Origin of the sequence: Wenyingzhuangia fucanilytica (assembly GCF_001697185.1) — a bacterium.
GTDB classification, from domain to species: Bacteria; Bacteroidota; Bacteroidia; order Flavobacteriales; family Flavobacteriaceae; genus Wenyingzhuangia; species Wenyingzhuangia fucanilytica.
In genome coordinates this window covers 1,577,645-1,590,780 of the sequence record NZ_CP014224.1, presented here as the reverse complement: position 1 = coordinate 1,590,780, position 13,136 = coordinate 1,577,645, and the positions used below count along the sequence as shown (strand labels likewise).

8 protein-coding genes are annotated in these 13,136 nt (G+C 31.5%); 5 read left to right on the top strand and 3 right to left on the bottom strand.

Annotated features, from left to right (window positions below; all coding sequences use genetic code 11):
* Positions 1 to 64 precede the first annotated feature (64 nt).
* The 3 genes from AXE80_RS06550 to AXE80_RS06540 form a co-directional block, all read right to left on the bottom strand.
* Positions 65 to 577: a hypothetical protein gene (locus tag AXE80_RS06550; protein ID WP_157359360.1), complete on the bottom strand. Its 513-nt coding sequence runs from the start codon at positions 575 to 577 to the stop codon at positions 65 to 67.
* Between the two features lie 5 nt (positions 578 to 582).
* Complete coding sequence (locus AXE80_RS06545) at positions 583 to 1,674, bottom strand: metallophosphoesterase (protein ID WP_237340641.1); 1,092 nt, start codon at positions 1,672 to 1,674, stop codon at positions 583 to 585.
* 320 nt (positions 1,675 to 1,994) lie between these two features.
* Positions 1,995 to 7,484, bottom strand: coding sequence for a DUF8202 domain-containing protein (locus tag AXE80_RS06540; RefSeq protein ID WP_068825581.1), 5,490 nt, complete (start codon positions 7,482 to 7,484; stop codon positions 1,995 to 1,997).
* A 266-nt stretch (positions 7,485 to 7,750) separates the two neighbouring features.
* On the opposite strand from AXE80_RS06540, the gene aroB reads away from it, so the two are divergent.
* The 5 genes from aroB to AXE80_RS06515 all read left to right on the top strand — a co-directional run bounded on the left by aroB (position 7,751) and on the right by AXE80_RS06515 (position 13,092).
* Positions 7,751 to 8,812 carry a 3-dehydroquinate synthase gene (gene aroB / locus AXE80_RS06535; RefSeq protein WP_068825579.1) on the top strand — a complete coding sequence of 354 codons (1,062 nt, stop codon included), beginning with the start codon at positions 7,751 to 7,753 and terminating at the stop codon, positions 8,810 to 8,812.
* Positions 8,813 to 8,895: 83 nt separating this feature from the next.
* Complete coding sequence (locus tag AXE80_RS06530) at positions 8,896 to 9,237, top strand: DUF1801 domain-containing protein (protein ID WP_068828729.1); 342 nt, start codon at positions 8,896 to 8,898, stop codon at positions 9,235 to 9,237.
* A gap of 6 nt (positions 9,238 to 9,243) precedes the next feature.
* Complete coding sequence (gene recQ / locus AXE80_RS06525; protein WP_068825577.1) at positions 9,244 to 11,364, top strand: DNA helicase RecQ; 2,121 nt, start codon at positions 9,244 to 9,246, stop codon at positions 11,362 to 11,364.
* Positions 11,365 to 11,602: 238 nt separating this feature from the next.
* Positions 11,603 to 12,274, top strand: coding sequence for a molybdate ABC transporter permease subunit (modB, locus tag AXE80_RS06520; protein WP_068825575.1), 672 nt, complete (start codon positions 11,603 to 11,605; stop codon positions 12,272 to 12,274).
* Positions 12,271 to 13,092 carry an ATP-binding cassette domain-containing protein gene (locus tag AXE80_RS06515; RefSeq protein WP_068825573.1) on the top strand — a complete coding sequence of 274 codons (822 nt, stop codon included), beginning with the start codon at positions 12,271 to 12,273 and terminating at the stop codon, positions 13,090 to 13,092. Before modB ends, AXE80_RS06515 begins: the two co-directional genes overlap by 4 nt.
* The last annotated feature ends 44 nt before the right edge of the window (positions 13,093 to 13,136 follow it).

The following is a 13,136-nucleotide window of genomic DNA, read 5'->3' as shown; positions in this document are numbered from 1 at the left end:
TTAAAAATTGTTTATTAATGATATTACAAAAGCTTGTTAATGTATACTTTACCTTCTATAACATTTAATTAGCACTAAAAATATCTTCGGGATATGGTTCTCCTAATTCATCTGGCGATAATTTTCTTCCCATTTCAAAAGCATTTTCTATAGCAACTTCTTCTGTCCATTTTCCTATTACTATTTCGGGAGTAATAAAGTGATAAGCCACTATTCCGTTAAAAAGTTCGTCATCAGCTAAATAATTAAAATGGATGACTAAAGTGTTGTTAAAAACAAAACCATATCCTGTTTGATGATGTTCTCCTTCTATTAACCAACTGGCTTCTATTTGATTATTGATTAAATCAATATGTAATAAACCAGTATAATAACTATCCTTGCTATCAGGGTTTCCGCCAGCAATGTTATAAATTCCACAAACATTTACCAAATTGATAGAAAAATCAGGATTGGCTTCAGAGTATTCTAAAAGGTATAATCTTTTTAACAATTCCTTTTTTTTACTCTTTCTACCTTTTAAAGCTAATTTAGATTTATCGTACCAATGTTTTAAAGATTGATGAAAATTACTCATATCATTTAAGCTTTTTGATTTAAGGTAATAACGGTAATTTCTGGCCAAATACCAACTCTACCAGGAAAACCTAAAAATCCAAAACCTCTGTTTACATATAAGTATTGTTCTTTGTTTTTATACAAACCTGCCCAACGTTTGTAAATGTATTTTGATGGACTCCATTTAAAACCTGGAATTTCTACTCCAAACTGCATTCCGTGAGTGTGTCCAGATAAAGTTAAATCTATATTTTGTGAATGTGGAATTACTTTTTCATCCCAATGGGTTGGATCGTGAGATAGTAAAATTTTAAAGTTTTCTGGATGAGTTCCTTCTAAAGCTTTATCTAAATCTCCTTTTTGAGGGAATGGTGGTTTTCCCCAATTCTCTACTCCAACAATATCTAATGTTTGACCATCTTTTTCTATGGTATGAGTTCTGTTATTTAATAAATCAAAGCCCATTTCTTTTTGATGGATGAACAAATCTTTAAGATTTTGATTTTTTTCCTCTTTATTCTTCCATCTTTTGTGCGTTCCATAATCGTGGTTTCCTAAAGTTGAAAACACTCCTAAAGGAGCTTTCATACTTGCAAACAATTCTTTGTAAGGCACAATTTCTTCGGCTTCGTTATTGACCAAATCTCCAGTAAATAAAATTAAATCAGCTTGTTGTTCTTTAATCATATTGATACCGTGAGCCACTTCATCAAAATCATCAAAACTACCAGAGTGTACATCAGAAATATGTACTATTCTTAAACCATCAAAAGCTTTAGGCAAGTTTTTAAAACTCAAGGCAACTGTTTTTATTTTGTAGTTATACTTTCCTTTGGTAATACCGTACAACATTCCTAAAAAAGGAATACTAGCTATTCCAAGACCTACTTGACCTATAAACTTTCTTCTTTCTCCAAAATTTACTTTAGTATCAGAGCTCAAAAAAACTCTCCATATTATTTTTCCTATATATTCTATAATTCTAATAATATCATCAAGTAATGCAGTACCTAACATTCCTAGTTTTAATACTATAAATGCAAAAGTATAACCAAACCAAAGATTAAATAATATACTAGCGCTAGTTGGTCTATCATCAAATTTTAAAATCACCATTGCAAAACAGCTATAGCTAATTAACATACTTAGAACATAGAACCATTTAAAACCAACTTTAAGGATATTGCTGCTAAAGTAATTTTTGAAACTTGAAAAAAGGTAAATATCTAAAACCAAAAGGATGGTCACAAAAATGAGAATTCTACGAATCATGGTGTATTGTAATATGCGATAAAAGTAACGATTTTTAATAATAGAACATCAGTCTCCAAAGATCTATTACATTACAAATTTTGAAGTTTATTTTACTGGCATAAAAAAATCGTAAAAAGAAAAACTCTTTACGATTTAATTATATTTTCTAAGAACGATTGTTTTTATTTAAAAAACACTTTTTGACTAAACGTTCCATTATTGGTAACAACTTTTACCAAATATATTTGTGAACTAGCATTTTTAAGAGAAACCACTAAACTATTGCTTTTTGTTTTATTGTTAGCAGTAGCCAATAATTCTCCAGACATACTGTAAACACTCACGCTGTTAATACTTTTATTTTCTGCAACAACACTAATTTCTTTATTAGCCTCATCAACGTAAATCACTGTGTTTTTAGATAGGTTGTGATGTTCAGAATCTAAATTTTGATCTTCTTTAAACACCAAACTAAATCTATTTGTGTATTCTCCAGAAGTTACAGTAGTTTTATAAACTTCTTCTTTAATATTAGTTAATGTTTCTTCTTCTTTATCTAATAAATAAAGCTCAGTACTTAAACCTTCTACATCATCTAGTTTAAAAGTAATTTCTCTTGTTTGATCTACAACAACCCCTAAATCTAGTGAAAGTGATTCATCTGGCACAGGTACGTCGTTGATGACAAATCTGTATGGATCATTTGGTAAAACCCAATAAGCATCATTAGCAAAATAATCAAACATATATGCGTCTTTTCCTAACTCTACCTCTAAACTACCTCCATTAGCTACTGCTACTAATTGCCTGTGGAATGTTTTATCATTTTCTGTAAACTCAAAACCTAATCTTACCACAGGTTTCAACACATTTTTAACTTTAGAAGTTCTGTAAAACTTTTCTCCAGAAGTACTCGTGTTGGTTAACCTCATACTATTGGTAAAAGTAATATTTCCTCCTGTTGTTCCCCCAGCAACTAAAAATCCTTGCATAGGCTTTAAAACATTAGTAGGTGTAGTAGCATTAGTTACTCCAGCAGCAGGAGCACTAACTCCATTTGCTCTTGTGGCATATCCTCCATCGTATTGAGTTTGATAGTGTGAATCTCCAGTAGGTTGATCCCATAAATACACTACTCCATCGGTAATATTTCCAGATAACATGGCAGTATTAAAAGCATCAATATCTAAAGCAGAAGGATAAGGATTTCCTAATAAAACATAATTATTAGTAGTGATACTTATTGGGGTAATATCTCCGTTATTAGGAGTACCCATAAAATTATATCTATTTGCTTGATTGGTACCTTTCATAGTAAACCCAAGTCCTGCGTTGATATCAGTATTTTCGTCTATCTTAACAAAATTTAAAGTATTTGGAAAAGTATAAAACCATTTACTACTGATAGTTGTTCCGAATCCATCAGAATCATTATCCATAAATGTAGGCGTAGTATTTTCTTCTATATTTAAAGCATTGGTATTAAACTTTAAATGTGTAGCCAAATCATAAGTTCCTGAGGTTTGAACAGGTGAGCTTAGATAATTGAATCTATACCCAGAATCTGTTGCCTCATTTAATATTTGATATACTTTTCCTATACCAGAATTTGTGTCTGTAGCATTGGTTTGAACCAATTGAGCATTTTCGTATAAATAGATAAATCCATTACTGTTTAAAGTGTGAGTAACGGTTAAAATATCATTAGCCTGAACAGTTACTTTAGCACCATTACTTATTTTTAAACATTTACAGTTTGCATCGTCAGATAGGGTTACATCTTCTTTAATTTCAACAGATTTTACTAGATCAGTAGCTGAATTATCAAACTCTTCTCCTGTACCTGCTCCTCCAACCCAAGCTCCTACTTGATATACAATATCAGAACTATTATCTACCAATGTAAATACACAATCATTAGGTAGCGTTACATTGGTGTAAACAATATTGTCTCCTGTAATGGTTCCTGTTGATATAGTTTCTATAGTTCCTGTGGTATAATCACCATCACCATCTAAATCTATAATCAAACTAAAATCTCTAGAAGTAAAAGAAGATAAATCAAATTGTAAAGTAACATTGCTAATGTTTCCGTTATTACTAATTTTCCAATCTCTATCTAATTGCTTTAAACAAGCATTTTCTGAACTGACATGGGTTTCTAAAGAAATACTTGATGTAGTACCATTATTTCCCCAAATTAAATAATCTAAATTATCATCAAAGGCCCCTAAGTTTAAATTGTTTGTTGCGGTTACTGAGCTGTAAATAGAAACCGATAAAATATCATCGGAACTAGCTGATTTTGATTGCTTTTGAATTAAGTTTGAGGCAACATCATATCCTATACCAGCAACATCATGGTGATAAGTACTGTTTTCGGAAGCATCCCATAAAACATTTCCATTACTATCTAAATAATCTCCATTAGTTACACCATCAGAAGCGCTCAATGTCATTCCGTATTTAATTGCTAAATATGAAAATATTTTTGCTAAATCAGTATTAGACAAAGTACTGTTGTATATAATTAATTCAGAAACATATCCTTTAAAACCATTTGTTCCATACCCTCTTCCTAACACTCCTGAATTATCACCAGTTAAAAAAGAAGTAGTTCCATGACTGTTTTCTGAAAATGAACCATCTCTTAATTCTTGAATAATTTTACCAGAACTGCTATCTAACTGCCCTCTTATTAAGGCTCTAGAAACAGCAGGATCGTTGTAATTATTAACAGTAACATCAATATCGTTACCGTATTGAGCAAGTGTTAAAGAACTGTTATTTCGGTACCCAAAGTGTAATCCTTGATTTGATGTAGTAGCTGTGGTTCCTAAAATATAATTTTCATCTTCGGTAAGTTCTCTTTCTACAATAGAAATAATGTTATAATCACTATCATTAATTCCGTTTAAGTTAACATCAAAATAACCATTATCTCCATTTGATATATATACTGATGGATTAAAGTTGTGTAGGTTTTCTTTATATGTTGGATAGTCTGAAGCCCCTGCTTGAGTAGCATTGTTTGAACCTGTTAAATTATCCCATTGAGTAATGGCAACACCATCGCTAGTAGTTGATGTTCCATCATCTGCCCTAAACCAATGTGTTAATCCAGAGGTTACATTAGCAGGTCCAAAAGAAAGACCAATTCCTAAGGTAAATACATCACCGTCTGATAAATTTACATTCGTAAAAGTAACAACATCACCATCTAAAGAGACACCAGTAGTATGAATATTACTATCAGAAAAATCGGTATCTGAATCAATTAAAAGGGCATAGTCACCTGTGTTACCAGTACTAGTTGCAGGTAACGTTATACTGATGGTAACTCCACCTACAGATCCTGACACAGCTGCTTTCCATGTTCTTTCTATTCTTTCGCTATAAACAGGGCTAATTCCAGTTGTAGTAAGCCCTATAGTTCCATTATCATTACCAATTATTAAAAAATCTTGGTTGTTACTAAAACTTCCTGTTTTTTCTATTGTAAGATTTGTTGATGAAATAGGTTCAGAAGATTTAAATTGATTTAAAGTAGAGGTATCATCTCTTCCTATTCCAATAATTTCATTGTGATAAGTTGCGTTTTCTGAAGCATCCCACAAAGTATTAGAAGCACTATCTACATAATCTCCATCAGTTCCTCCTCCACTATTATCAAGAGTTAAGGCATATTTAATGGCTAAATAACTTTCTATTTTACTTAAGTCTAATGTGGATAATGCTGAGTTGTATATAATTACTTCTGAAACATATCCTTGGAAACCTCTATCAGATCTATTACCTCTACCTAAAACTCCAGGAGCGGCACCTGTTAAAAAGTCGGTGTCCGAAGCATCTGTGTTAGAAACTTCGTTACCATTCATTAAAGCTGATATGGTTTGTTCTACACCATTATCTAAAGTCCCCCTAATTAATGTTGCTTTTTCTGTAGAAGCATTGTAGTCGTCAAAACTATTAGAAACACTTGTTCCTTGTTGTTGAAATAGATATCGTGGATTTGAATTGTTGTTTCTATACCCTATTCTTAAACCTTGATTTGTAGTTGTAGAAGTAGTTCCTATAAAATAGTTGTGATCATTGGTATTAGTTCGTTCTATAATCCCTATAATATTATAATCAGAATCTTTAATGTCTGACAAATCAAAATCTAAATAACCATTATTACCATTGGCAAAATAAACCGATGAGTTATAGTTGTGTTTATTAGATTGAACTATTGGGTAATCAGCACTAACACCACCATCTCTTGTTGCATCATCACTACCATCAGTTGTTGCTTGATCTTCCCATGTAGTAATTCCATTTCCGTCTGTGGTAATTCCTGTGTCTGCCTTAAACCAGTGAGTTAAACCACTTGAAATATTCCCAGGGAATTCATCAATTGGAGTGTATGCCAAAGTGAAAAAGTTTCCATCAGACAGATTTACGTTTGTAAAAGTTAAAACATTCCCATTAATACTTGCCCCGGTAGTGTGTATGGTAGCACCACTTGTAAAATCAGTATCACTATCAATCAATAAAGCGTATTCTGATGGATTTCCAGAATTAGTCAAGCTTGTTCCTAGAGTAAAACTTATAGAAATAGTTCCAGGAGTCCCGCTGATTTCTGTTTTCCAAGTTCTTTGAGATTTGTTTGTTATGCTAGCAGGAACACCAGAAGTACTAAAAGCTAAAGTACCTTCGTCATTCCCCACTATTAAATAATCTAAGTTATTAGAAAAACTAGAGGTTTTATCTATAGTTAGGGTTGGGTCAGAGTTAAACTCAGTAGATTTTTGTTGATCTAACAAACTAGAATCATCTCTACCAATACCAATTACCTCATGGTGGTAAGTAGCATTTGCCGAGGCATCCCAAATATTTACTCCTGTACTTGTTACATAATCACCATCAGTTCCACCATCGGTATTGTCTAAGGTAATTCCATATTTAACAGCTAAATAACTTTCTATTTTTTTTCTGTTAGCCTCTGTTAGTTCATAATCAAAATAAATAATTTCAGCAATCTCTCCGTTTAATTGATTTCCTCCTGTGCTATCATCTCCAATTACATAAGATCCGTTTTCCCATGAGGTAGAAAATAAGTTTTCTGAAGTGAAAAAATGATTGGAGTTTAAGTAAATATTAGAGTCGGCTCCTGAACCTGATCCTCCAGGATCTGAAACAGAAATAATTTGCTGAATACCTGTAGGTAAAGTAAAAAATGGTTCGTTGGCATCATATCTTCTATCAATATAAAACTGTCTAGAAGATCCTTCGTAAAACTCTATAAAACAATCATCTGAAGTGCTAGATTTTCTTTGCACTATAAAAGACGTACTTTTATCTGTACTACTATTAGGTCCTTCTCCTCTAATTACTGTAGTTCCTGTAATAGGTTGGTCATCATCTGTAAAATAAATTACAGGGTTACCATTAATAGCGTTTACGGTAGAGTATACTGCATCTCCAGTACCAGTAGCATTAAAACCATTACCACTTTGATCTGTCCAAGAGGTTATTCCTTCTCCATTAGTTGTGGTATTGGTTCCTGCATCAGCTTTAAGCCACAATATAGTACCTGGTACACCCCCGGGAGTTTGAGAAAATAGATTATATGAAAAACCAATTAATAAGAAAAAAAGGAAGAATTTTTGTTTTAAAAAGATGTTTATCATTATAAATGAAAATTAGATTTGAAAATAACAACAATCTTTTTCAATAGTTTATCCACGTTCATAGCAATACAAAATGAATAAGGTGCAAAATTACACTAAATAATTTTAAACCCACCTTTCTTTTCTAATAAACCTTATTATTTACATGATTAAATAGGCTAAAAAACTTTAACAACATGTGTTTAAACTCTTTGTAATTATTATTACAACATCTCTATTAATAAAAAAATATTTTGCTTTATTTTGCAGTACAAACATCAATAAACATGCAAACTATACAATCTACAAGTTATCCTGTTCATTTTCAAGAAACTGGTTACGATGCTATCAATGAATTTATTGCTAAAAAAGGTTTTAAAACTGTTTTTATATTGGTAGATGAGAACACTCATGAGCATTGTTTGCCAATTTTACAACAAGAATTAGAGGTTGATGTTACTTTTGAGGTGATAGAAATTGAATCTGGAGAGGTAAATAAAAACTTAGGTACTTGTATGAGTATTTGGCAAGCTTTAACCGATTTAGGTGCAGATAGAAAAAGTTTGTTAATCAATATTGGTGGTGGGGTAATTACCGATATGGGAGGATTTGTGGCTTCTACCTATAAACGTGGAATTCAATTTATCAATATCCCTACTACTCTATTAAGTATGGTTGATGCTTCTGTTGGAGGAAAAACCGGAGTAGATTTAGGAGTATTAAAAAACCAAATAGGTTTGTTTGCCGATCCTGAAATGGTACTTATAGATTCTTTGTATTTAAAAACTTTGTCTGAAAAAGAAATGACTTCTGGAATGGCAGAAATTATTAAATACGGATTGACTTACGATAAATCTCTATGGAGTCAATTTACAGACCCAACTAAAAATGTTGATATAGAAGGAATGATTCATCGTTCTATTGAAATTAAAAACGAAGTGGTTTTAGAAGATAGATTAGAAGCCAACTTACGTAAAATATTAAATTATGGTCACACCATAGGGCATGCTGTAGAATCTTACTTTTTAGAATCTGAAGACAAAACTACTTTAACTCATGGTGAAGCCATTGCTTTGGGAATGATTACAGAAGCTTATATTTCTAGCAAATTATTTAATTTCCCTTTAAGTGATTTGGAGTTAATTAAAACGACCATTACTAGAATTTTTGGAAAAGTACCTGTATCAAAAGAAGATTATCCTGCTGTGATAGATTTAATGAAGCACGATAAGAAAAATGTAAATGGACAAGTAAACTTTGTGTTACTTGAAGGTATTGAGAAATATAAAATTGATTGTAAAGTATCTATTGATTTAATTAAAGAATCTTTAGATTATTACTTAGCTTAATTTAATTGTTCATCGAGCTTAGTGCTAGACTCAACTTCGGCAAAGTTCAGTACAGGCTTCTGGAACACCTTAAAAAAACTTTTATGAATAATACTGATGCTTTTTTTGAGAAACAAGAAGAACCTAATAAAAGTGTTTTTCTATTTCTTAAAAATTTCATCCATCAATATCATTCAGAAATAACCTTGCATTTAAAATGGGGACTACCCTATTTTTATTTTAAAGGAAAACCTTTATGCTACCTTTGGAAAGAAAAAAAAACAAACGAACCTTATCTTAGTTTTGCCAAGGGGCCATATTTACATCACCCAGCATTAATTCAGGGAGATAGAAAAATATTTAAAATATTACCTATCAATCCTAATCAAGATATCAATCTAAAGTTGATAGAAGAAATTTTAGACGAAGCCATTAAATTATATTAAACTGTTATGACAAATCAAGATATCCTTTTACACAAAACCTTAAAAGATTATTTTGGATACGAACAGTTTAGATCTTTACAAAAAGAAATCATCACGAGTATTTTAAACGGTGAAGATAATTTAGTGATTATGCCTACAGGAGGCGGAAAATCTATTTGTTACCAATTGCCAGCTATTTTAATGGACGGATTAACTTTGGTTATTTCTCCATTAATCGCCTTGATGAAAGATCAGGTAGATGCATTAAATGCCAACGGAATTCCTGCTGCTTTTGTGAATAGTTCTCAAACAGATATTGAAAATTCTTCTATTATAGAAAGAGTAAAATCTAAAGAGATAAAGTTGTTGTATTTGGCTCCTGAAAGTTTGGCTTTTTTTGAGCAACTTTCTCAGGTTTGTGAAATTAGTTTGATTGCAGTAGATGAAGCGCATTGTATTTCTTCTTGGGGACACGATTTTAGACCTGCTTATACCCAATTATCCTTTTTAAAGAAAAGGCTACCTAACACACCTTTGGTTGCTTTAACTGCAACTGCAGACAAAGCCACTAGAGAAGATATTGCCAATCAATTAGATATTTCTAATGCCAAAAGAAATATCAGTTCTTTTAATAGAGCCAATTTAAGTTTAGAAGTTCGCCCAGCACAAGACAGGGTAAAACAAATTGTAGATTTTGTAAAATCTAGACCTAATGAATCTGGAATTGTGTATTGTTTGAGTAGAAAGCAAACCGAACAGTTGGCGGAAAGATTAAAGAAAAGTGGATTTAAAGCAGCTGCTTATCATGCCGGATTACCTGCCGACGTTAGAAGCAAAACCCAAGAGAATTTTATTCACGATACTACTCCTATCATTTGTGCTACCATTGCTTTTGGAATGGGAATAGACAAATCTAACGTTCGTTGGATTATTCACTATAACTTGCCTAAAAATATAGAAGGATATTATCAAGAAATTGGTCGTGCAGGACGTGATGGTTTAGATTCAGAAACCATTTTGTTTCACTCCTACGCAGATGTGATTCAATTAAGAAAATTTGCAGAAGGTTCTGGGAATGAAGAAGTACAATTGGCAAAATTGGAAAGAATGCTTCAATATGCAGAAGCAACTAGTTGTAGGAGAAATATTTTATTGAGTTATTTTGGTGAAACAGCTACAGAAAAATGTGGGAATTGTGATGTTTGTAAACATCCTCCCGTTATTTTTGATGGAACTATTATTGCTCAAAAAGTTTTATCAGGAATCTTTAGGTTGCAAGAAAACGAACCTTTAAATGTGGTGGTAGATTTTTTAAGAGGTTCCCAAAACGCTACTATTTTAGATAAAAACTACCATTTATTAAAAACTTATGGGGTTGCTAAAGATATTGCTTGGAAAGATTTACAGCAATATATGGTTCAGCTCATCAACCAGGGATTTTGTGAAATTGCTTTTCATGAAAACAATGCTTTAAAATTGAATGATTTATCTAAAGAAGTATTGTTTAACGGAATGAAAGTTTCCCTAACAAAACCAGCAGATTTTGTAAAAGCAGATGAAAAAACACCTCAAAAAGCCAGCAAACCACAAAACAATTTATTTGAACGTTTAAGAGTATTACGATTAGAGTTAGCCACAGCAAAAGGAGTTCCCGCTTATGTTATTTTTAGTGATGCTACTTTAAAGGCCATTGCAAATGAACGTCCTGTTACTGATGAAGAATTTTTGGAAATTGAAGGAGTTGGACAAAAAAAGTTGCAAGATTATGGTTATGATTTTATTACCGAAATTATAAAGTTTAATAAGGAAAAAGTAGTAAAACCAGTTAAGAAGAAAAAAGGGAAATCTGCCACACACTTAGAAACTTTAGAACTACACAAGCAGGGCTTATCTATAGAAGAAATTGCCAACGAAAGAGGATTAACTCCTAATACCATTCAGAGTCATTTTGTAAAATTGTACAACGAAGGCATAAAAATAGATTTGACTGATTTTGTATCTGAAAAAGAAATTGAAGCAGTAAAAGAAGCGCAAAGCAAAGTAGAAAACCCTAAATCATTAAAAAGTTATTATGAATATTTTAATGAACAGTTAGATTATGCGGCTATTAAAATGGCTTTGGTATATTTAGAAAATGAGGAGAAATAAAATAGTAATGAGTATATAATTACATCTCGACTACGCTCGATGATCATTATATTGAATTCTTTAAACGAAATTAAAAACAGTTGTTTAGAAATAAAAAAATACATTTACATCACTATCAATGGTCTATATCTCTAAGTTCATCGAGCGGAGTCGAGATGTAGTCAACAACTTTTTTTAAAATCAAAAAACTTTAAATCTCTCATTTTAAATATAGATATTTGATGAATTAAATCAACTTATGGACTTTGAACCTTTAATTTTAACCTTTAAACTAGCAAGTATTACAACTGTATTGTTGTTTGTTATTGCTATTCCTTTGTGTTATTGGTTGGTTCAAACTAGGTCTAAAACCAAACCAATTATAGAAACTTTGGTAAGTATGCCATTGGTGCTACCTCCTACTGTGTTGGGTTTTTATTTTTTAGTGTTTTTAAGTCCTAACACTGTTTTTGGAAATTGGTTAGAAAACATTTTAGGCATCAAACTTATTTTTTCTTTTACAGGTTTGGTTATAGCTTCTATTATTTACAGTTTGCCTTTTATGGTACATCCTATTCAAGCTGGTTTGTCAGCTTTACCAAAATCATATACAGAAACCGCTAAGTTGATGGGCAAATCAAAATGGACAATACTTAGCAAAATTTTAATTCCCAATATTAAACCCGCAATTTTAACAGGATTGGTTTTAACTTTTGCCCACACCATTGGTGAATTTGGAGTGGTTTTAATGATAGGTGGTAATATTCCAGGAAAAACCAAAGTTGCTTCTATTGCTATTTATGATGAAGTAGAAACCTTAAATTATGCAGCTGCTAATCAATATTCATTGATCTTATTAATAATTTCTTTTGTGATTTTATTAAGCGTTTATTTAATCAATGGTGGGTATTTAAAAAGAACTGTTCGATGATGTATTGTAGACTGAAAAAAACATATCGTTCTGGTAAAAGATCTTTTTCTATTGATGTGGAAGCTTCTTTTAAATTGAATGCCATCAATGTGTTATACGGACATTCAGGTGCAGGAAAAACATCGTTACTACGCTTATTAAGTGGTTTAGATACTGTTGATTTTGGTAAAATTTCTGTAAACAATAAGAATTGGTTAAATACCGAAACTAAAAGTTTTTTACCTATTCATGAAAGAGAGATAGCTTATGTATTTCAAGACTACGGTTTGTTTCCTAACATGACGGTTTTAGAAAATTTAGAGTTTGCTAAAAAAAACATCAACCAAACACTTTTAAAAGAAATTGTTGATGTGTTAGAACTAGAAGTTTTACTAGCTATAAAACCCAATCATTTATCTGGAGGACAGCAACAAAGAGTGGCTTTGGCAAGAGCCATTGTACAAGAGCCAAAGTTTTTGTTTTTAGACGAGCCTTTAACCGCTATTGATGAAAATTTAAGAGGAAAACTTCAGTCTTACTTAATAGCTTTACAACAAAAATATGGTTTTACCATTGTTATGGTGAGTCATAACCTACAAGAAGTGTTAAAAATTGCCACTCACGTTTGTGTATTACACGAAGGAAAAATTGAGAAAGAGGGAAATCCTAATATATTATTAAAAGAAAACACCTCTAATACATTAAAAGGAACTGTAATAGCTATTAAAAACAACAATATTTCTGTAGTTATAGAAACACAACAAATTGTAATTCAAAAAGATAGAGTTGTTCAACAAGAGTTTGTGGTTGGTGATTTAATTGATGTTGAAATTCAATAATTCCTAACAAATGTTTGCTTTTTTGCTTCAATAATTTTTTCAGA

Excerpts from the sequence above, each read along its gene's own strand:
- AXE80_RS06550 (WP_157359360.1), bottom strand. The coding sequence starts at position 577 with ATGAGTAATTTTCATCAATCTTTAAAACATTGGTACGATAAATCTAAA.
- AXE80_RS06545 (WP_237340641.1), bottom strand. The coding sequence starts at position 1,674 with ATGGTGATTTTAAAATTTGATGATAGACCAACTAGCGCTAGTATATTA.
- AXE80_RS06540 (WP_068825581.1), bottom strand. The coding sequence starts at position 7,484 with ATGATAAACATCTTTTTAAAACAAAAATTCTTCCTTTTTTTCTTATTA.
- aroB (WP_068825579.1), top strand. The coding sequence starts at position 7,751 with ATGCAAACTATACAATCTACAAGTTATCCTGTTCATTTTCAAGAAACT.
- AXE80_RS06530 (WP_068828729.1), top strand. The coding sequence starts at position 8,896 with ATGAATAATACTGATGCTTTTTTTGAGAAACAAGAAGAACCTAATAAA.
- recQ (WP_068825577.1), top strand. The coding sequence starts at position 9,244 with ATGACAAATCAAGATATCCTTTTACACAAAACCTTAAAAGATTATTTT.
- modB (WP_068825575.1), top strand. The coding sequence starts at position 11,603 with ATGGACTTTGAACCTTTAATTTTAACCTTTAAACTAGCAAGTATTACA.
- AXE80_RS06515 (WP_068825573.1), top strand. The coding sequence starts at position 12,271 with ATGATGTATTGTAGACTGAAAAAAACATATCGTTCTGGTAAAAGATCT.